Annotated in this window: 17 protein-coding genes; 9 read left to right on the forward strand and 8 right to left on the reverse strand. The window is 48.8% G+C overall.

What is annotated here, in order from left to right:
• The first annotated feature begins 72 nt into the window (after positions 1-72).
• Complete coding sequence (locus CLV60_RS10595) at positions 73-891, forward strand: alpha/beta hydrolase (RefSeq protein ID WP_229210910.1); 819 nt, start codon at positions 73-75, stop codon at positions 889-891.
• Here CLV60_RS10595 and CLV60_RS10600 read toward each other — a convergent pair.
• A complete protein-coding gene (locus CLV60_RS10600) occupies positions 888-1,913 on the reverse strand; it encodes an acyl-CoA reductase (RefSeq protein WP_106595342.1) in 1,026 nt (341 codons plus the stop codon). The two genes, CLV60_RS10595 and CLV60_RS10600, sit on opposite strands and share 4 nt — an antisense overlap.
• 129 nt (positions 1,914-2,042) lie before the next feature.
• Here CLV60_RS10600 and CLV60_RS10605 point away from each other — a divergent pair, with 129 nt between their 5' ends.
• The 3 genes from CLV60_RS10605 to CLV60_RS10615 all read left to right on the forward strand — a co-directional run bounded on the left by CLV60_RS10605 (position 2,043) and on the right by CLV60_RS10615 (position 5,317).
• Positions 2,043-2,390 carry a 4Fe-4S binding protein gene (locus tag CLV60_RS10605; RefSeq protein ID WP_083769031.1) on the forward strand — a complete coding sequence of 116 codons (348 nt, stop codon included), beginning with the start codon at positions 2,043-2,045 and terminating at the stop codon, positions 2,388-2,390.
• Positions 2,391-2,737: 347 nt separating this feature from the next.
• A complete protein-coding gene (locus tag CLV60_RS10610; RefSeq protein ID WP_106595343.1) occupies positions 2,738-3,937 on the forward strand; it encodes a porin in 1,200 nt (399 codons plus the stop codon).
• Between the two features lie 60 nt (positions 3,938-3,997).
• Positions 3,998-5,317 carry an ammonium transporter gene (locus CLV60_RS10615; RefSeq protein ID WP_106595344.1) on the forward strand — a complete coding sequence of 440 codons (1,320 nt, stop codon included), beginning with the start codon at positions 3,998-4,000 and terminating at the stop codon, positions 5,315-5,317.
• A 234-nt stretch (positions 5,318-5,551) separates the two neighbouring features.
• On the opposite strand, the gene mtaB is transcribed toward CLV60_RS10615, so the two are convergent.
• Complete coding sequence (gene mtaB, locus CLV60_RS10620; RefSeq protein ID WP_106595345.1) at positions 5,552-6,880, reverse strand: tRNA (N(6)-L-threonylcarbamoyladenosine(37)-C(2))-methylthiotransferase MtaB; 1,329 nt, start codon at positions 6,878-6,880, stop codon at positions 5,552-5,554.
• Positions 6,881-6,916: 36 nt separating this feature from the next.
• Positions 6,917-8,752, reverse strand: coding sequence for an LTA synthase family protein (locus tag CLV60_RS10625; RefSeq protein ID WP_106595346.1), 1,836 nt, complete (start codon positions 8,750-8,752; stop codon positions 6,917-6,919).
• A 148-nt stretch (positions 8,753-8,900) separates the two neighbouring features.
• On the opposite strand from CLV60_RS10625, the gene CLV60_RS10630 reads away from it, so the two are divergent.
• Both CLV60_RS10630 and CLV60_RS10635 read left to right on the forward strand, forming a co-directional pair.
• On the forward strand, positions 8,901-11,087 hold the full coding sequence (locus tag CLV60_RS10630) for a glutamine synthetase III family protein (RefSeq protein WP_106595347.1): 2,187 nt from the start codon (positions 8,901-8,903) through the stop codon (positions 11,085-11,087).
• Positions 11,088-11,117: 30 nt separating this feature from the next.
• The gene (locus CLV60_RS10635) at positions 11,118-11,669 is read left to right on the forward strand and encodes a hypothetical protein (RefSeq protein WP_106595348.1); all 552 of its coding nucleotides are present in this window, start codon (positions 11,118-11,120) and stop codon (positions 11,667-11,669) included.
• 130 nt (positions 11,670-11,799) lie between these two features.
• On the opposite strand, the gene CLV60_RS10640 is transcribed toward CLV60_RS10635, so the two are convergent.
• Positions 11,800-12,810, reverse strand: a complete 1,011-nt coding sequence (locus CLV60_RS10640) for a glutamine synthetase beta-grasp domain-containing protein (protein WP_106595349.1) — start codon at positions 12,808-12,810, stop codon at positions 11,800-11,802.
• Between the two features lie 394 nt (positions 12,811-13,204).
• Here CLV60_RS10640 and CLV60_RS10645 point away from each other — a divergent pair, with 394 nt between their 5' ends.
• The 3 genes from CLV60_RS10645 to CLV60_RS10655 all read left to right on the forward strand — a co-directional run bounded on the left by CLV60_RS10645 (position 13,205) and on the right by CLV60_RS10655 (position 15,610).
• Entirely contained in the window at positions 13,205-13,912 is a 708-nt protein-coding gene (locus CLV60_RS10645; protein ID WP_106595466.1) for an RsmE family RNA methyltransferase, read from the forward strand.
• Positions 13,913-14,072: 160 nt separating this feature from the next.
• Complete coding sequence (locus CLV60_RS10650; RefSeq protein ID WP_106595350.1) at positions 14,073-14,732, forward strand: DUF4159 domain-containing protein; 660 nt, start codon at positions 14,073-14,075, stop codon at positions 14,730-14,732.
• Positions 14,733-14,863: 131 nt separating this feature from the next.
• On the forward strand, positions 14,864-15,610 hold the full coding sequence (locus tag CLV60_RS10655; RefSeq protein WP_106595351.1) for an acyl-CoA desaturase: 747 nt from the start codon (positions 14,864-14,866) through the stop codon (positions 15,608-15,610).
• 314 nt (positions 15,611-15,924) lie between these two features.
• Here CLV60_RS10655 and CLV60_RS10660 read toward each other — a convergent pair whose 3' ends face one another.
• Genes CLV60_RS10660 through CLV60_RS10675 form a run of 4 tightly spaced genes read right to left on the reverse strand, consistent with a single transcriptional unit; the run spans position 15,925 to position 19,819 of the window.
• Complete coding sequence (locus tag CLV60_RS10660; RefSeq protein ID WP_106595352.1) at positions 15,925-17,307, reverse strand: sensor histidine kinase; 1,383 nt, start codon at positions 17,305-17,307, stop codon at positions 15,925-15,927.
• A gap of 3 nt (positions 17,308-17,310) precedes the next feature.
• Positions 17,311-17,988 (reverse strand): response regulator, encoded by a 678-nt coding sequence (locus CLV60_RS10665; protein WP_019943812.1) that lies wholly within the window; start codon positions 17,986-17,988, stop codon positions 17,311-17,313.
• Entirely contained in the window at positions 17,985-18,518 is a 534-nt protein-coding gene (locus CLV60_RS10670; protein ID WP_106595353.1) for a 5' nucleotidase, NT5C type, read from the reverse strand. The genes CLV60_RS10665 and CLV60_RS10670 overlap by 4 nt, the downstream gene beginning before the upstream one ends.
• Positions 18,518-19,819 (reverse strand): dihydrolipoamide acetyltransferase family protein, encoded by a 1,302-nt coding sequence (locus tag CLV60_RS10675; protein ID WP_106595354.1) that lies wholly within the window; start codon positions 19,817-19,819, stop codon positions 18,518-18,520. Before CLV60_RS10675 ends, CLV60_RS10670 begins: the two co-directional genes overlap by 1 nt.
• Between the last annotated feature and the right edge of the window lie 11 nt (positions 19,820-19,830).

Raw genomic sequence — 19,830 nt, forward strand, 5'->3', positions numbered from 1 at the left:
ATACAAAACAAATCATAGGAAGCAAATTATTAACTTTCGGGTTTTATTTTCATCCGTAGCCGAGCATTTGCAGTGAATTCAACCGTTCCTTCTTTTGAAATAGTACCCGTTAAAACAGTCCTGCACTCCGCATTTCTGGATCGGAATGTAACTGTTACGGTATTGCTTCCGCCGGGGTTTTCGGTGTCGAAAACCTACCCGTTGGTGTTGTTCAACGACGGTCAGGATTTTGAAGCATTGCAAATAGCGGAAACGGCGGCCCGGCTGCAATCGACCGGTGAAATTGTCCCGTGCGTGATCACAGGCATCCATGCGAGCGACGCACGCATTCACGAGTACGGAACCGCGCACCAGCCCGACTACGCAGGTCGCGGGGGCAGAGCGGGTCTTACTACATCATTTGTTTTGGAAGAACTGGTGCCGTATCTGGCGCATCATCATCATACCGTAACCAATGGTATTACCTATGCGGGATTCTCGCTCGGAGGGTTAATGGCGCTGGATGCGGTCTGGAACCATCCGGATGTGTTTGCTAATGCAGGTATCTTCTCCGGCTCGCTGTGGTGGCGCGAAAAAGCGCTGAACGAAGGTTATGATGAAAGCGACCGCATTATGCACCGGCAAATACGTGATACGAAACAGATTGCCCCGCTCAGCTTCTGGTTTCAATGTGGTACCTGGGATGAATACGACGACCGCGATGGCGACGGCGTGATCGACTCCATTCAGGATACGCTTGAATGTATTGCCGAGCTGGAACGAAAGGGGTACACCTGGGGCGGAGACATTAAATATGTAGAAATGAAAGAAGGAATGCACAATCCCGAAACATGGGCCAAAGCCCTCCCTGATTTCCTCGTGTGGGCATCAGGAAGGGCAGGGAAGGTCTAGGCTATTTCCGAAAGGAACGCCATCGTGTCGATTCCGTCGGCGTAATCGGAGAGACCGGGCGCTTGCGCGGCGCCGAATGGCAAGACTTCCGGTAAGTGCAATTCCGGTCTGGCCACCACGCATTGAATTTTCTCCTCCGATTCCCGCAATAATGCTTTTAGCTCTTCAACCGAATCATAAGGCTGATAATGCAGCACGCTGATGGGGGACACCAGCGCTTCGCTCTCGGTCGCCAGCAAAAAGCCGTTATCCGAATGCGCGATACGGTTTACGAGGTAAATCGATTTGTTATACTCGTAATTGTTGAAATACTTGTGGTGGTTGACGTAGTCGTCCGTCATTTCTTCGATTGCCTGGTAAAACCCGGTAAAATCATATCCCGAGGGTACAAACACTTTGGACACATTCCGGCAGCCGAGTCCGAAATATTGCAGGATATCAGTCGCTAACGCCCTGAGTTCCTCGCGCGTTTCATTCCCCGTAAGCGCCGCCACCGAAGTCCGGTTCTTACGTATAATGTTAGGCTTTTTGGCAAAATAATAGTGGAAATAGCGTGCCGTATTGTCGCTCCCGGTAGCGATGTAGGCGTCCGAATCGTTCAATCGTTCTACGAATTGAATGTACTCCTTAAACTCCGGCTCAATTTCGATGAGCTGATGGAGCAGGGCGCGGATCAGGAGCGGGTCGTCGGAGCTGGGTTTTGCAAGTAAAGTATGGCCGCTTACGAGTACGCATAGGGCGTCATGGAAGCCTACTGCCGGGATGTTTCCGGCCATTACCACACCTATTTTGCGCGATTGGGCAGGTTCCGGGTAACTATCGGCCCAGGTTTTGAGTTTTTCCTCATTCAAATAATGCTCGGCAATTGCATTCAGCGACAGTCGCACGTTGGCGGGGGTAAACCAGTTGTTCCTGCTCTTGGCGGCCGCTACCCATTCCCCGATCGTTTCCTCGTTTACCGCGTCGCCGATGAACTGGCCCAGACGGATGAATGCATTTATTCTCCGAATTCTTGATATCATTCTACTCTGACTCTAAAAAGTTAAATGGCAAGTGCCGTTTTTATTTTTCTGATTGTTGGGAAACTATAAATAGTTATATTTGTTACCCAATACAGAAGAATAGCAACAAATATAAACAATCCGGCGACTATGGCTATAATGATAACCGATGAATGCATAAATTGTGGGGCGTGTGAGCCAGAATGCCCGAATACAGCAATTTATGAGGGAGGTGTAGAATGGACTTGGGGAGATGGAACGAGTTTAGATGAAGTAGACTTCGGTGACGGCACCATCGTAAGTGGCAAAGAAAAGCAATCCCCTGTTTCCGACGAATTTTACTATATAGTTACAGATAAATGTACCGAGTGCGTTGGTTTTCATGAAGAGCCTCAATGTGCTGCGGTTTGTCCGGTAGATTGCTGCGTGCCTGATCCCGACAATGAGGAAGAAGAAGAAACACTGCTTGCCAAAAAAGCATGGATGCACGGTGAATAGACCCTGCTGAATATAGAAAATGCAAAGCCTGCTACACCGCAGGCTTTTTTTTGTGCCCATCCGGCTATGGAAATGGCATTATAATAATAAAATTTCTTAATAATTACAATGGCTTCTTTTGAAGAAAATTCTGTTTTGTTGTTCATATGCAAAATTTTCAATTTTTGATAAAAAGTGTGATTTGATCGATTTTGTGTTTCAAAAACGATAAAAAACATGATAAAAATCAGAAAATTGGATTTTTTGATATAAAATTTGACTAGATTATTTGATAAATATAATTTAAGTACAATATTTGATCCAGTAATACAGCCGGAGAGTAATATTAACTTAAACAGAATATAATTATGAAAAAAGTCTATTGCACAGTATTATCTTTGATGGTTCCTTTTTTGGGTTTTGCGAAGGCGGAAGATGATAAGAAGGCGGTGAAAGCCGATACTGCGGTGGTAACAGAGGCTAAGGACGAGGAGGAGGCCAAAGGAGCGTTCGCTTTCTCAGGCTATCTGGATTCCTATTACATGGCTAATTTCAACAAACCTGCATCCCGCTCCAACATGGGTGCCACCAACGCACGGGTGTTCGATCAGAAATCAGGCCAGTTTTCGCTCGGCTTGGTTCAGGCGAAAGTCGCTTACACCAATGCAAAGTCGGAAGCGGTCGTTGACCTTACTTTCGGACCTAACGCTAACATGGGTAACTACGGCAATGCGCTGTTCAGCACTGCTCTTGCCATTAAGCAGGCATACTTTACATACAAATTTACCGACAAGTTCTCGATGACAGCGGGGCAGTTCGGTACGCATATCGGGTACGAAGTGATCGACGCACCGGCCAACTTCAACTACTCGCTCTCTAACCTTTTCAACAACGGGCCGTTCTACCACGCCGGTTTGAAAGCAACCTACGCATTCTCCGACAAGGCGTCGTTGATGGTGGGTGTTGTGAACAACGTGGATGGTCTGGGCGACAACAACCGCGCGAAAGGGATTATCAGCCAATTGTACTTCAAGCCGGTTAACAACTGGAACGTTTACCTGAACTACATCGGAAGCAACGAAGCAAATACGGATTCACTCGGCAAGCAGCCGGATGGTTTCTACCAGGTGTTCGACCTTACTACGAGCTTCCAGGTAACCGAAAAATTCCTCTTGGGTCTGAATGCCGCATACGGATCGCAAAAGGGTGATTATCAGGGTGCAGGTGGCCCGATTGATACCGAATCATGGGGAGGTTTCGCAGTGTATGCCAACACCGCGATCACGGACAACTTCGGAATCGGTGCACGTTACGAATATTTCAATAATGACAAAGGCGTGCGCGGTTTGCTGACGCGTTCCGGAATGGGCACGAAAGTAAATTCAGTTACCCTGACTGGTAACATCAACCTTGCCGATGGTCACATCCTCGTGAAACCGGAGTTCCGCCTGGATGCCTATCCTAAACTGAGCGGCAGCGGAGAAGAGCAGCAATTCGAGGATTCAGAGGGTGGATGGACTAAAAATAGCCAAACCACATTCGGATTAGCATTCATTTACAAATTCTGATACAACAGCATTTCACACGAATACCTTCTTAATCTAATACAATAACAATAATTTACTACAATGGAAAAACGTAACTTTATCCCACTGATTATCCTCCTGGTAATCAGCATCCTCGGTGCCTTCGTCCCCAATGTTCCGACACAGATCGTGACGGAGGGCATCAATTCGGGCGACACTGCGTGGATGCTCGTATCAGCCGCGCTGGTATTGCTCATGACCCCGGGTCTGGCGTACTTCTACGGGGGAATGGTCAACACCAAAAACGTCATTTCCACGATGCTCCAGAGCTTCATCGCTATGGGTGTAATCAGTGTGGTGTGGGTAGTTTTCGGTTTCAGCCTTGCATTTGGTGAGGACATCGGCGGTTTCGTAGGAAACCCGACAACCCACTTCATGTTCAAAGGTGTATTGGATGGTCCTATCTGGGGAACGATTCCTTTCGCCTTGTTCGCAATGTTCCAGTTGAAGTTCGCGGTAATCACTCCTGCGCTTGTAACTGGCTCGATGGCTGAGCGTATCAACTTCCGCTCTTACGTTCTTTTCATTATCCTGTTCTGTATTTTCATCTACTCGCCACTGGCTCACATGACATGGCATGCAGATGGTATCCTGTTCAAAATGGGTGTGCTTGACTTCGCTGGTGGTACTGTTGTTCACATGTCTGCTGGTTGGGCTGCCTTCGCTGGTGCATTGTACCTGAAACGCCGCAAGTCACTTCTCGAAGACCACGTGCTTCCTCCTGCTAACATTCCATTCGTATTGTTGGGAACAGGTTTGCTTTGGTTCGGATGGTTCGGTTTCAACGCCGGTTCTGCCCTGACAGCTTCTCCATTGGCGGTTTCAGCTTTCGCTACTACTAACACCGCTGCCGGTGCTGCTGGTTTGGCCTGGGTTCTTTTTGATGCTGCAAGAGGCAAGAAAGTATCTGCACTCGGTTTCTGTATCGGTGCCGTAGTTGGTCTGGTTGCTATCACGCCTGCTGCCGGTTTCGTAACAGTTCCTGCATCGTTGTTCATCGGTACTATCGCTGCGATCACTTCTAACTACATCGCTCACCTGCGCACCCGTTCTACATTGGACGATACACTCGATGTATTCCCTTGCCACGGTGTAGGTGGTATGGTAGGTATGCTGATGACCGGTATCTTCGCAACCAGCGGTGTTAACTCACTGGTAGTAGACCAAGGTCTGGCATTCGGCGAAACCAAACTGTTCATCAACCACGTGATTGCCCTGGTAGGTGTATCGGTATTCGCATTCGCTGGTTCATTCCTGTTGCTGAAAATCACTGACCTGATCCTGCCGCTCCGCGTATCTGAGCAAGATGAGAAAGTAGGTCTGGATGTGAGCCAGCACGATGAATTTCTTGTAGAGGCTTAATCTAAACTATAAGAATAAATTAGAAAGCCCGGCCAAATGGTCGGGCTTTTCTAGTTCTCAAGATTTTAAAATTTCCAGATTCCTCTCTCTTTAAATCCCCGGGTTAAAACCCAGCAAAGGATTTCTTTTTAGTCCCTTGCCGTCGACTTAAGTCGACGGTACCAGATTAGATTATTAGATTAGAATTGATTTCAGATCAAAATTGACTATTAGAGTAAGATTGATCTTTGAATTCTAGTGAATTAATATTTCTTCCAGAATTTCAGTGACTTCCATTAATCCCTCTGCATTAATATGATCATAGCGAACCTCTTTCGTTTCATTGATCAGCAGCGGATCGTACTTCACCGCTACGCGAACGTAGTTGCCTGTAAATCCAAGCATTTGCCCATTCTGAACTTCATCCTCAAACAATACCTTACCCGCCTTGCCGATCTGGCTTTCGTAGAAGAAGCGCTTCTTTTTATCTGAAAGAATATGCAGCATTTTGGAACGTTCGGCCCGTTCTGCCTTTGGAACAATGGGGCGGATGGCTAATGCCGTAGTATTTTCTCTTTCCGAATAGGTAAACACGTGCAAATAGGAAACCTCCAACTCATTCAGGAAACGGTAGGTTTCTTCGAAAAGCTCTTTTGTCTCTCCCGCATGGCCTACGATCACATCCACGCCAATGCAGCAATCCGGCATGAGCGATTTGATTTTCGCGACGCGCTCGGCGTACAGTTCGCGTTTGTAACGGCGCTTCATCAGCCCGAGCACCTTATTCGATCCCGATTGCAGTGGAATATGGAAATGCGGGGCAAATCGTTTGGATTGCGCTACAAACTCGATGATCTCGTCGGTAAGCAGGTTAGGCTCGATGGAAGAAATGCGGAACCGTTCGATGCCCTCTACTTCGTCCAGCGCCTTGATCAGGTCGAGGAAAGTCTCTTCGCGGACGCCATTGCGCAAGCCGAAATCGCCGATGTTCACGCCGGTGAGTACGATTTCTTTCACGTCGCGCGCAGCGATATCGCGTGCGGCCTTAACGATATTCTCGATACTGTCGGACCGACTCTTTCCGCGTGCGAGCGGGATCGTGCAATAGGCGCACGGGTAGTCGCAGCCGTCCTGTACTTTCAGGAACGTGCGCGTGCGGTCGTTGAGTGAATAGGATGTATGATATTCAACTGCATTGTCGATCGTCGAAGCGATAACCTGTGCGGGCTGGCCGGACGGCGCTTTTTCGAACGTATCGATGAGCTCCACAAGCCGGAATTTCTCGGCAGCGCCCAAAACCGCGTCCACGCCCGGTATTTCAGAGATTTCTTTCGGTTTCAGCTGCGCATAGCAACCGATAATCGCTACGTAGCCATCCGCATTGATCTTCTGAGCCTCACGCACGATCTTGCGGCATTTTTTGTCCGCATTCTCGGTCACCGAGCAGGTGTTGATGATAAAAATATCCGGGTTTTCGTTGAACTCCACTTTGGTGTAGCCCTTATCCTCGAACATGCGTCCGATGGAAGAGCTTTCGGAGTAATTCAGCTTGCACCCTAATGTATAAAAAGCGACTTTTTTCATTGTTTTTAAATATCCTGCAAAATTACACCTTTATTATCAACGCTTTAAATAATCTCCAAAAGAAGATTGCAGGTAAGCCTTGCTGAGGTCTTCTTCCTGCTGCGGTAAAGCGCCGTTTTTCTCGGTGATATTCCCTCCGATGTTGTCCCGTACGAGAAACCCGTCGGGCCGCATCCATCCGAGGCCATTGTTGAATGCGAAATAGGCAAAATCCTGTCGACCCTTTTTGAAAATGTCGTTGCTCCACGCAAAAGTTCCGGACGGAAGACGCATTTGGTTTAAAAGTGTAGCGGCCAGGTCGGTTTGCGACGCGAGCGTATCCACACGTGCGGGCGTGGCCGTAACCGCGCCGCCGAGCCAGAGCATGGGAACATGGAATTCCGAAGGCTTGTCTTTCCGAGTCTCCGGCAAGGGATGGCCATGGTCGGCGATAATGACTACGAGCGTGTTTTTCCACCACGGCCTGGTTTGGGCTTCCCGCAGGAATGCACCGAGGGATTCGTCGGTGTAATGCAATGCGTTCAGGAACAGATGCTCCGGATCGTTGCCTGCGATCACCGTTTTGGTCGGCACTTCAAACGGTTCGTGGCTGCTTAATGTGAACATCGTAGAGAAAAATGGCTGCTTTTCCTGGTCGAGGTCGTGTATTAACCGTTTGAAAACCACGTGATCGTGCGCGCCCCATTTGGAGTTCATGTCCTTGGAATCGAAATCATTGATATCGACGATCCGGTCGAAGCCCTGTTGGAGAAAATAGGATTTCATATTGGCGAACTCGGTTTCGCCGCCGTAATAAAAGGATGTTTGCCAGCCGTTGGTTTTGAAAATAGTGGGAAGCGAGGGCAGTGAGGCAGTTTTCTTAGGTATTTTAATAATGGATGTGGTAGGCTGAGCCGGGTAGCCGCTCAAAATCGCTACCATTCCTTTGTCGCTGCGGTTGCCGCTTGCATATATATTGGTAAAGAGCAGCCCTTCTTTCGAGATCTGGTCAAACTGCGGGGTGATGTTTTTTAAGCCGCCGAGAGAGCCCACGGCCTTTGCGGTAAAACTTTCCCAGATAATCACCAGCACATTTTTTTTGCCGACCGTGTCGATAACCTGTTCGGTTATGCCATTGCGGTTATAAAGGCTTGTTACCTTCTCGCTTGCCTCATTGTCGTCCGCATATTGGAACGGATTTTCACTGGAATAGGCAGCATTCAATACCGAACGCATGTAGTTCCAGGGTACATTCACGGCCGCATAGTTCGCGAAACTCTTGTCGCTGAAATAGACTGCGCTCTCGTTCATAGGTGCCAGCTGGAATCCGCCCCGGATGGGGATAATCAGGCTGCCTGCAATGACGAGAAATGCCGGTATCGTGTACAGCAGCGGCGACCGGCTGAACGCCCCGGTGATGCGACGGATGATAGTATGTAAAACCCGGTTAACGAGGAAAATCAACACGATCAGCAGCAGTACCAGCTGCCACACCGGCGCGGCACCCATAGAAGCGAATGCTTCTGTCGGTGTTTCAAGGTAGTGGAGAGAGGTAGCGTCGATGCGGAAGCCCCAGGCACGGAACAGTTCAAGGTCGACGACCGTGAGCAGCGTGATGAGGGATACTATGATAGTGGTATAAATCAATAAGGTCTTGCGGTACCAATCCCAGCGCTGGCCGGTGAACATCATCAATAAGGTAGGGATTGCCAGAATATAGGCGGCGAAGGAAATATCCATCGGTAACCCGTGACTTGCACTCGCTGCCCAAAGCGAAGAGGGGAGTTCGAGTGCCTTTTTATAATGGTATGCCAGGAAAATGATCCGGAAAAACTGGAAGATGACGACCCAGGCCAGCCCGTACAAGGCAATAAATTCAAGTCTTTTACGCATCGGTGTCTTTGAACAATTTGCAAAGTTCTTAAAAATGCGCTAACCTGTGGTAACCGTTGGACAGCTATTGTGAAAATGTCCGTACGATTTGTGGTTCCTATCGGTAAATAAATAATTTTGGGGAGAATTAATATAAATCAATAAATACATGACGTTTCGTTCCAAAGCTTTTGAGATTGCGCAAGGCCGTGTCTCGCCTGTTTTGACCCCTCCCACAGAAAAAGTAGCCGACCTCTATGGCAGCAATACATTCAGTGATGATGTGATGAAGACCCTGCTTTCGGCAGAGGCATACACCAAGATTTCCAACTCTATCCGCTCCGGTTCGACGATCGACCGGGAGGTGGCCGAGGAAGTGGCAGCAGCCATGAAATCGTGGGCCATTTCCAAGGGCGCGACCCACTATACCCACTGGTTCCAGCCATTGACGGGGACGACCGCCGAGAAACACGACTCGTTTTTTGACCTTACCATAGACGGCAAAGCGGTAGAGAAATTCAAAGGCAGCGCATTGGTGCAGCAGGAGCCGGACGCGTCCTCGTTCCCGAGCGGAGGCTTGCGCGCGACGTTCGAGGCGCGGGGCTATACGGGCTGGGACCCGAGCTCGCCTGCGTTCCTGATGGACAATGGGGCAGGTGGTAAGACCTTGTGTATCCCGTCCGTATTTATTTCCTACAATGGCGAGGCGTTGGATTACAAAGCGCCACTTCTGCGCTCACTCATGACGCTCGACAAGGCCGCTACCGGTGTTTGCCAGTTTTTCAACCGCGACGTTTCCAAAGTAACGCCTACACTCGGAATCGAGCAGGAGTATTTTTTGGTGGATAAGGCATTGTACTACGCCCGTCCCGATTTGCTGATGGCCGGCCGGACCGTTTTCGGGCATAACCCGGCACGCGGCCAGCAGTTGGATGATCATTACTTCGGTTCGATTTCGCCGCGCGTGAATGCATTCATGGTGGACTTTGAGTTCGAAGCGTTGAAGCTGGGCATTCCAGTGCGCACGCGTCATAACGAGGTGGCACCCGGCCAGTTCGAATGCGCACCGACTTTCGAAGAGGTGAACCTCGCTATCGATCACAATGCATTGCTGATGGATTTAATGCAGAAGATTGGTGACAAGCATAATTTCCAGGTGCTTTTCCACGAGAAGCCATTTGCAGGCATTAACGGAAGCGGAAAGCACAACAACTGGTCGCTTTCGACGGATACGGGCATTAACCTGCTTGCACCTACTTCGAAGCCGAAAGAAAACCTGCGGTTCCTGACGTTCCTGATGAACGTGGTGAAAGCCGTGCACGATCATGCGGATCTGCTGCGCGCGTCCATATCGTCCGCGGGCAACGAGCATCGCCTGGGCGCGAATGAAGCCCCGCCGTCGATCGTGTCGGTGTTCCTGGGGGGCGATTTGACAAATATGCTCGAAGAGCTCGTAAGCAAAGGCGAGATTACGTTGGAAAAGGGAGAGAACTTCTATTATAAACTAGGTATTTCCCGCATTCCTAACCTTCAACGTGATAACACCGACCGCAACCGCACGTCACCGTTCTGTTTTACCGGAAATAAATTCGAGTACCGCGCGGTAGGAAGTTCGCAAAACAGCGCCTCGCCGATGATCATCCTGAATACGATCGTGGCCAATCAGCTGCTCGATTTCAAACGCGAAATGGACGAGCGACTGGCAGCCGGCGAGGAGAAGAAAGTGGCGACTGTGGAGATTCTGAAACGCTACTACCTCGAATCCAAAAACATCCTGTTTGAAGGAAACGGCTATTCCGATGAATGGATCGAAGAGGCTGCGAAACGTGGTTTGAGCAATATCCGCGAAACTTACGATGCATTGTACGCTTACAAGACCGATAAAACGGTTGCTGTGTTCGAAAGAACAGGCGTTCTGAATTCACGTGAGCTGCACGCACGTTACGAGATCGAGCTGGAAAATTATGTGAAAAAATTGCAGATCGAATCACGGGTGATCGGTGACCTGGCGTTGAACCACATCGTTTCTACCGTGGTGAAGTACCAGTTCAAACTCGCACAAACGGCCCGCTCACTCACTGATCTCGAAATGCTGGAAGAAGCCGAGCCGATCAAGGAAATCATCCGCGACATTTCGTCACATGTGGTGGTGATCAAGAAGCTCGTGCATGAAATGACCGAAAGCCGAAAGAAAGCTAACAATATCGAGGAGCTTTTTGAGCGTGCGAAATGCTACGGTTCAGAGGTAAAGGGGCATTTTGATGAGATCCGCTATCACGTCGATAAATTGGAATTGTTGATCGATGATGAGGACTGGCCATTGGCTAAATACCGCGAAATGCTATTTTTGGAGTAGTTTTACAATTGAATCAAACAACAAAAGAATATGAATCCCGGATTTGATCCAGAAGAAATCGCCCAGCTCAAAGCCGAATGCAAGGCCGAAAATTCGAACTTTATATATGTAGAGGACGAATTCGAGGACGAAGGTGACAACAACGAGCATGCACATGTGCAGTTCGTTGGTACTTACAAAAACCAGGAGGTCATTTACGACGCGCTGGTTTACACTTTGCGCCTGCACCATTCTACACTTGTGTACGACGAGGCGCTGGAACGGTTGAAAAAGGAAATGCCCGGTTATTTGTCGCCCGATGAGCGCCCAGCCAACTACAAAATCTCCGACGAGCAGGAAGACGAAGCGGAACTGCTGCTGACCGAGTTCATCGAGGAAATCGAAGAAGGAGAGGAGATTACCGTCCGCGAGCACGTCGAAATTGATGATCAGTTTGAGTACGGCGTGGGGCTGGAAGTGGGTCTAAATAAAACGGAGATCGATGAAGATGTGATCAGCGACTTTATCAAGGCTTATACGGCAGGTAATGTACAGCTGGATCCTACCTTGTATTCGTTCACCGGCAGCGAAGAGGAAGATTGATCCCAATAGGATAGTAATGGAAAAGTGCCTTTTTAACCGAAGGCGCTTTTTTTTGTGCCTAATGCACAATAGCAAACAAAAACGGCCACCTTTTGGGATGGCCGTTTTGCAAAATATGTCGTTCTGCGGATTAGATAGCAGATTTAACAGTCTTGATGATACGAGCTGCCACTTTGTAAGGATCAGCCGCTGAGTTTGGGCGACGGTCTTCCAGGTATCCGCTCCATCCTTTTTGAGGAACCAGAACAGGGATACGGATAGAAGCACCACGGTCAGAAACACCGTAGCTGAAATCGTGGATAGAAGCAGTTTCGTGCTTTCCAGTCAGACGCAGGTGGTTGTCAGCACCGTAAACTTCGATGTGCTCTTTCACTACCGGACGGAATGCTTCGCAAATTTTATCGAAAGTAGCTTTGCTGCCAGCAGTTCTCAAAACGCCGTTTGAGAAGTTAGCGTGCATACCTGAACCGTTCCAGTCAAGGTCGCCAAGCGGCTTGCAGTGCCAGTTGATAGATACACCGTATTTCTCACCGATTCTTTCGAGGAGGTAACGGCCCAACCAGATTTGGTCACCAGCTTCTTTCGCACCTTTCGCGAAGATCTGGAATTCCCACTGACCAGCAGCTACTTCTGCATTGATTCCTTCTACGTTCAGACCTGCATCGAGGCAAACGTCAAGGTGCTCTTCGATGATCTCACGACCGTAAGCGTTTTTCGCGCCTACTGAGCAGTAGTATGGTCCTTGCGGAGCTGGGTAGCCATTTGCAGGGAAGCCAAGGGGTTTGTTTGTTTCGTTATCCCAAAGGAAATATTCTTGCTCAAATCCGAACCAGAAGTCGTTATCGTCGTCTTCGATAGTTGCGCGACCATTTGATTCGTGAGCAGTTCCGTCAGCGTTCAATACCTCGCACATTACCAGGTAGCCATTTTTACGCTGTGGATCAGGAATAATGTAAACCGGTTTCAGCAAACAGTCGGAAGAACCGCCGGGAGCCTGCTCAGTTGACGAGCCATCAAACGACCACATTGCGCAATCTTCCAGTTTTCCACTAAAATCGTTTTCAATTTTGGTTTTGCTGCGTAAACTTTGGGTCGGCTTGTAGCCATCCAACCAAATATATTCCAGCTTGGACTTTGACATAATAGTACTAGATAAAGTGGTGACGAATAATTATAACGGCACAATATTAATGCAAAAATGTATTTACAAAAAATAAATGTTAGGAAAAATTAACCATCCACAGAATATTATTGCGTTCGTGGTAGTATTGTCAGTAAAAAATGTACTATTCCAATAAAATGAGCAGGTTTCAAAAATCGGTATTTCGCGGGAATTTTTTGTTAAAAAGTCTGAAACAGGTTAAAAATATGCCTTTGAAAACATAAAATAGTGAGAATATCCAATAAACCGTCACTTTTGGATCCGCACTCGGATAGAATTCTGCGGGGATTGTAAATTTTGTGCTGTTGCCGATATTTTGTATATTTTTGAAGGCTTCAGCGGTATTTGCTCACATTATCATAATATTGGAAAAATGCATTTGTTTTACCAGCCTGACCCTCACGTTTTTGAACTCGACGAGGAGGAAGCAAGGCATAGTTCGAAGGTTTTGAGGCTGGGTTCCGGCGACATGATTTATGTTACAAACGGCAAGGGATTACTCCAAAAATGTCGGCTCAACATTCAGGGGCGAAAAGTAGGTTATGAAGTGATAGAATCCAAAATGACGGAGCGAAGAAATTTTGCCGTCAATATGGCCATCGCACCCACGCGTAAGGCCGAGCGGAACGAATGGATGGTGGAAAAAATGACCGAAATAGGCGTGGAGCGCATTGATTTCGTCGTAACCGAGCATACCAACCCGGAGACGTTGAACCGCGTGGTGAACCTGACGAGGCTGAACCGCATTGCTGCTGCCGCCATGAAACAGTCGCAGCAATATTATATGCCCGTCATTACAGTAAATAACAAGTACGAGCCGTTTATTAAAAACGTGGGCGACGCCATCAGGCTGATTGCCTACGTTCCCGAACAAAATACGGTGGAACACGTTTTCAGTAAAATAAAGAAAGGCAGCGATACCACTTTGCTGATTGGCCCCGAGGGCGATTTCAGCCCGAAGGAAGTGGAACTGGCGCTCGAAAACGGATTCGAAACGGTATCGCTCGGCCCGACAAGGCTCCGTACCGAAACCGCAGCGGTTGCAGGTTGCCATGCGATTAACCTGGCGCAGATTTTATAATGTTGAATGATTGAATGACCGAATGACTGAATAGGTTTTATAGTCATTGAGTCAGAAGTGGTCATGAAATAGCCAGGTAGAGTTAAACAACACCTGACCATCCCTGACCACACCTAACTTTCATTCAGTCATTCAATCATTCAGTCATTCAATCATTAATATGAACATCCGCCTCTTCGTTATTGCCCTATTACTTTGCGCCTCGAGTGCGTCGTTTGCGCAATCGTCCTTAAAAATCGCCAAGCTGAAATATGGCGGGGGCGGAGACTGGTATGCCAACAAAACATCGTTGCCGAACCTGATCAAGTTCTGTAATGCGGAGCTGAAAATGAATATCAACCCGGTGGAGGATGTGGTGGAAGTGGGCAGTCCGGATATTTTCTCGTACCCATTTGTGCACATGACCGGGCACGGGAATGTTGTTTTCAGCGATGCCGAGGCATTAAACCTGCGGAATTACTTGCTTTCGGGGGGCTTTTTGCATGTGGACGACAACTATGGCCTCGATCAGTTTATCCGGCGGGAGATGAAGAAAGTCTTTCCCGAGCTGTCGTTCGTAGAGCTCCCGTACGACCACCAGGTTTACCATATGAAATATAACTTCCCCGACGGCCTGCCGAAAGTGCACGAGCACGACGGCAAGCAGCCGCAGGGATTCGGGCTGATCTGGCAGGGAAGGCTGATCTGCTATTACAGCTACGAAACCGACCTTGGGAATGGCTGGGAGGACCAGAGTGTGTATAACGACCCCGAGGAAATGCGCCGCAAAGCATTGCAAATGGGGGCAAACCTGCTCAGTTATGCTTTCATGATCGAGTAGGTCATTGGGAGGTTCGGATGTTGGTAAGTCCTATGGCTATATTCCAAATTTAGTTTGGGAAATTTCGGTTTTCTAACCTTTGGCACTTACTTTTGTGCAAAGTTTAGCTTATCAAAATTTTCCGCCGTTCCATGTATATAGTCCTGATTGTATTTGTTGTACATTGGTATTTGTCACTATTCTGTCAAACCTTTTTCCTGCACCGCTATTCCGCTCATAAGATGTTCATTATGAGCAAGCCGTGGGAACGGTTCTTCTATTTGCTTACCTATCTTTCACAAGGTTCTTCCTATCTGAGCCCACGTGCATACGCAATCCTGCACCGCATGCACCACGCGTTCAGCGACACCGATAAAGACCCGCATTCACCGCATCACACCAAAAACGTGTTCACGATGATGTGGGAGACCAAAAATATTTACAATGCCGTATTGAACCGCAAACGTGCGGTCGAAAGCCGTTTCGAGCGTAACTACCCTGAATGGAGTTTTGTAGAAAAGCTGGGTGATTCCTGGATTTCGAGAGCAGGCTGGGGTGTGTTGTACATCGTATTTTACGTGCTGGCCTACATTTACCTGGATATGCACTGGGCGTTTTTCTTCCTGCTGCCGATCCACTTCCTGATGGGCCCGATCCACGGAGCGATCGTTAACTGGAGCGGACACAAATATGGCTACCAGAACTTCGATAACGACGATAAGTCTAAAAACTCTCTGATCTTCGACTTCCTGATGATGGGCGAGCTTTTCCAGAACAACCACCACAAACGTCCGAACTCAATTAACTTCGGTTCCAAGTGGTTCGAAGTTGACCCGACTTACCCGGTGATCAAGCTGCTGAACAGGTTGAAGATTATCGAAATCCGAAAGAAGCACTGATAAGGTAATATGATATTGAAAGCCCTTCGTCGACCTGGCGAGGGCTTTTTTGCGTTATGGACTGTCTTCGACTTCGCTCAGACTGACAGTGTGCATATGTCAGTCTGAGCGAAGTCGAAGACAGTCCGAACGGCAAGATGTTAGAACAGCTGTAAAAAAAAATTGGCAGACGTGAGAGACGCCTGCCAATCTGCTTATTAACACCACAAAAAATGAAATCCTTTGAAATGCGACTTGCGATTGTTTCGCCCTGTCGACATTACAAATAAGATTAACAATACTTAGAAAGGCGTTAATAATAAGTTAGAATTTCCTTAGAGGCGTAAAAAAGTTAAGCGGAATGTGGTGCCTTTCGGGAAGTTGGATTGAATGCTGATGCTGCCGTTGTGCAGCTTCACAATGCGCTCCACGAGCGAAAGGCCGATGCCATACCCTTTGATATTCGCGGTGTTGTCGCTGCGGTAGAAGGGCTGGAAAACGAGGCTCTTATCTTTGTCCGGAATCCCCTTTCCATTGTCTGAAAACGTGAGCCCGAGCTGTCCTCGCGAAGGGAGCAGGCAGACGGTCACCGCATTGTCTTCAGAGAACTTGCAGGCATTATCCATCAGGTTCAGGAACGCGGTTTTGAGCAGCGTCGAATTGCCGGTGATTTCGAGCCAGGTATCGTCTTCCGGGAGCTCGTCGAAGTTGAGCTGAATGTTGTAAGTTGGGTTGGCCTGGGCGAGGTTCATGCGGCAGTCGAGCAGGAGGTCGTCCACCCGGATAAGTTCGGTGAGCAGGTCGCGCTGGTCTTCGCTTACTTTCGCGAGTTCCAGCAACGTATTGGAAAGCTGGCCCAGCTCCTGGATGTCTTCCAGTACCGAGCGGATGGTCATCTGGTACTCGGCCGGGTTTCGCTCTTTGAGCATACTCACTTCCAGCTGCGATTTAATTTTGGTCAGAGGGTTTTTAAGCTCGTGTGAAACGTTTGCGACGAATATTTTCTGCATTTGGAAAGCCGTTTCAATACGGTCCAGCAGCTTATTAAAAGTGATCGTCAACCGCCCGATTTCGTCTTTCTGGTTGGGTACATTGAGGCGGGTATCAAGCTTTTGAGGCAAAATACCTTCCACCGCATTCATAACCTTTGAAATAGGCCTTAATGCGCGTTTGGAGAATATCCACCCTACGATTGCTACCACGAACGTGACGATGAGATACAGAACGGTCAGCAGCGTTTTGAGGTTGGAGAGGTTCGCTTGCCCGTACAAATCCTTCGCGCCGAGCATGACCACGGCTTTATTGAATGGGTATTTGTAGTAAAGTCCTACCACTTTATAATCACCATCGTCGTACCGGATCTGGCCCGCTTTGCGGATTTCGTCGAGCCAATAGTTTGACACGTGCAATGCTTTGAGCTGCGGGGTAGTGGAGTTGCTGTAAATGAGCCGGTTCTTTTCGTCGAAAATGAAGATGTTTTCGTCGTAAATCAGGTCGCGGTTGGTTTCGTCGAGGGCTTTGAGTACTTCCGCATTGATGAGCGGCACTTGTACTTTCAGCAAAAGCTCGGCCTGGGATTTCGCTTTGGAGCGCAGCCGGTCATAGAAGTCCTCGGTAACATTATAATAGGTGAAAAAGTAGACGGCCAGGAAGGTGACCAGCAAAATACCGCTTACCAGCAAGGAAAACTGAACCGTAAGTCGGGTGCGGATTTGCATAGCTTATTCTACTTTGAGCACATAACCCATTCCAAACTGCGTATGAATGAGTTTCACAGGATAATCTTTGTCGATCTTCTTGCGAAGGTAATTTACATATACTTCAATGACATTGGTACCCGTGTCAAAACCGATATCCCATACCTGCTCGGCTATTTCGACTTTTGAAATAACCCGTCCCTGGTTACGGATCAGGTACACGAGCAAATTGAACTCCCGGGCCGTCAGATTGATCTTGTTTCCCGAACGGTAAACGGTTTTGGCGTCCAGCGAAACTTCCAGATCGGCAAACTTCAAAACCTGCGCGGTATGTGACACGGTCGAGCCGCGCTTTGTGAGCGCGCGTACCCGTGCGAGGAGTTCTTTGAATTCAAATGGTTTGACCAGGTAGTCATCTGCGCCGGCATCCAGCCCTGTTACTTTGTCGTCGGTCGTTCCCAATGCAGTAAGCATCAATATGGGCGTCTCATCGCCCCAGCTCCGGATTTCGCGGCAGAGCTCGATCCCGTTGATGCCGGGAATGATAATGTCGCTGATAATCAGCTGGTAGACATTGCTGCGCGCAAGTTGTTTACCAATCAGCCCGTCGTAAGCAATATCGACCTCATACCCATTCTCTTCCAGCCCTTGGCGTATGGATTGCAATGTTTTGGGCTCGTCCTCTATCAGTAACAGTTTCATACGCTATGCAGGAATAGTTCCGACACTTCCTTCCAACTCGATACACGCTTGTAGGCCGTTTCCCGGAGGTTGTGCGGGGATGAAAAAAGAATGCCTTTCCCTTTGAAAGCCGCCAGGTTACGCACGTGGTCGTCGATCAGGTAATCCGACTGGATAATGCTCTTATACCCGCAGAAAACCACATTCGTCCAGGGGATAAACGGAAAGTGTTTTTTGAGCCAGTCGAACTTGTCACGGAACGAGTTGGGAAATTCCATGCAGGCCGTTGCCACGAACAGTTCGTAGTACTTCGAAAGTTTATGAACTGTTTCGATGGCTCCTTCTTTCACCTGGATATCTGCGAAAAAACCCGGTGAATCCATGATCTTATGCAGCTTCGATAGCTGCTTCGGATGCAGCAATTCCCTCAAACCTTTGGTCTGGAAATCCTCGCGGTGCAATGTGGTCGAAAAATCGGCGAGGACAATGTCGACGAGTTTTTCGTGGGTATTAGCCAGCACATCGTCCATGTCGAGGGTCAATCTCAGCATCAGAGTATGGTTCGGCTAATGTCGAAGTTTTCTAGATAATCGTTCACGCGTTTCAGGAACAGGCCGCCCAGCGATCCGTCTACCACGCGGTGGTCGTACGAATGCGAAACGAACATCATGCTACGGATACCGATCAGGTCGCCTTGTGGCGTTTCGATAACCGCGGGTTTCTTTTTAATCGCCCCGAATGCCATAATTGCCACCTGCGGCTGCACGATGATCGGCGTGCCCATCAGATTCGCGAATGCGCCGATGTTGGACACGGTGTACGTGCCTCCGGCCAGGTCGTCGGCTTTCAGGCGGTTCTCCCGCGCGCGCTTGGCGAGATCGTTCACTTTGCGGGCAAGGCCAGGCAAGTCGTAGCGGTCGGCATTATGAATCACCGGCACGATCAGGTTACCATCCGGTAACGCTACGGCCATTCCTATATTGATGTCTTTCTTTTTGATGATTTTGTCGCCCTCCACCGAGATATTGATCAGCGGATAGTCTTTGATCGCCTTCACCACTGCTTCGATCAGGATCGGGGTAAATGTGATGCTATCGCCCGTTTTCTTGCGGTATTCCGCCTTCACATGCTCGCGCCAGCCTACCACCGGCGTCATATCCGTTTCGATAAACGATGTTACATGCGCAGAAATCCGCTTCGATTCGACCATCCGTTGCGAAATCATCTTCCGCATGCGGTCCATTTCGATGATTTCGTTGCTGCCATTCAGCGAAGTAGCAGGAGCAGGGGTAACCGCAGGCCCTTTTTTACGGCGGTGTTCGACATAGGAAAGGATATCGTCCTTCGTAACCCTGTTTTCGAGTCCGCTTCCTTTGATTACCTTCAATTCATCCACAGGAATCTGCTCCTCACGCGCGATGCTCAGCACAAGCGGCGAGTAGAAAGAATTAACTGCGGAATCCGCAGGGGCATATTCATAAACCGGCTCGGAGGTTCTGCTTACAGCCGTTTGGAAATCTTTTTCAAGCACGGCTACCGTCGCCGCCGCATCAGCGTCCTCTTCCACGCCTACCAACACAGGTGTACCGGCATCCTGGGCAACTACGTCGTCGGCTACTTCAATTTGCGCCACAGCGCTGCCGATCGGCACCACTTCATCTACTTTGACGAGCCATTTGGTGAGTGTTCCCTCGTAAGGGCAGGGTACTTCGGTATCTACTTTATCGGTAGCCACTTCCAGGATGGAGTCATCGATCCGCACCTTCGCGCCTTCTTCTGCAAGCAGGTGTAGCACGGTGCATTCCATGATGCTTTCCCCCATCGGAGGCATTACCATTTCAATTATTTTCATAAATGGTGTTT

This window comes from Dyadobacter jiangsuensis (genome assembly GCF_003014695.1).
GTDB classification, from domain to species: domain Bacteria; phylum Bacteroidota; class Bacteroidia; order Cytophagales; family Spirosomataceae; genus Dyadobacter; species Dyadobacter jiangsuensis.

Coding starts and splice junctions, on each gene's coding strand:
- CLV60_RS10610 (WP_106595343.1), top strand. CDS start 2,738: ATGAAAAAAGTCTATTGCACAGTATTATCTTTGATGGTTCCTTTTTTG.
- CLV60_RS10655 (WP_106595351.1), top strand. CDS start 14,864: ATGTATATAGTCCTGATTGTATTTGTTGTACATTGGTATTTGTCACTA.
- CLV60_RS10615 (WP_106595344.1), top strand. CDS start 3,998: ATGGAAAAACGTAACTTTATCCCACTGATTATCCTCCTGGTAATCAGC.
- CLV60_RS10670 (WP_106595353.1), bottom strand. CDS start 18,518: ATGCTGAGATTGACCCTCGACATGGACGATGTGCTGGCTAATACCCAC.
- CLV60_RS10650 (WP_106595350.1), top strand. CDS start 14,073: ATGAACATCCGCCTCTTCGTTATTGCCCTATTACTTTGCGCCTCGAGT.
- CLV60_RS10660 (WP_106595352.1), bottom strand. CDS start 17,307: ATGCAAATCCGCACCCGACTTACGGTTCAGTTTTCCTTGCTGGTAAGC.
- CLV60_RS10645 (WP_106595466.1), top strand. CDS start 13,205: ATGCATTTGTTTTACCAGCCTGACCCTCACGTTTTTGAACTCGACGAG.
- mtaB (WP_106595345.1), bottom strand. CDS start 6,880: ATGAAAAAAGTCGCTTTTTATACATTAGGGTGCAAGCTGAATTACTCC.
- CLV60_RS10605 (WP_083769031.1), top strand. CDS start 2,043: ATGGCTATAATGATAACCGATGAATGCATAAATTGTGGGGCGTGTGAG.
- CLV60_RS10640 (WP_106595349.1), bottom strand. CDS start 12,810: ATGTCAAAGTCCAAGCTGGAATATATTTGGTTGGATGGCTACAAGCCG.
- CLV60_RS10635 (WP_106595348.1), top strand. CDS start 11,118: ATGAATCCCGGATTTGATCCAGAAGAAATCGCCCAGCTCAAAGCCGAA.
- CLV60_RS10600 (WP_106595342.1), bottom strand. CDS start 1,913: ATGATATCAAGAATTCGGAGAATAAATGCATTCATCCGTCTGGGCCAG.
- CLV60_RS10675 (WP_106595354.1), bottom strand. CDS start 19,819: ATGAAAATAATTGAAATGGTAATGCCTCCGATGGGGGAAAGCATCATG.
- CLV60_RS10665 (WP_019943812.1), bottom strand. CDS start 17,988: ATGAAACTGTTACTGATAGAGGACGAGCCCAAAACATTGCAATCCATA.
- CLV60_RS10630 (WP_106595347.1), top strand. CDS start 8,901: ATGACGTTTCGTTCCAAAGCTTTTGAGATTGCGCAAGGCCGTGTCTCG.
- CLV60_RS10625 (WP_106595346.1), bottom strand. CDS start 8,752: ATGCGTAAAAGACTTGAATTTATTGCCTTGTACGGGCTGGCCTGGGTC.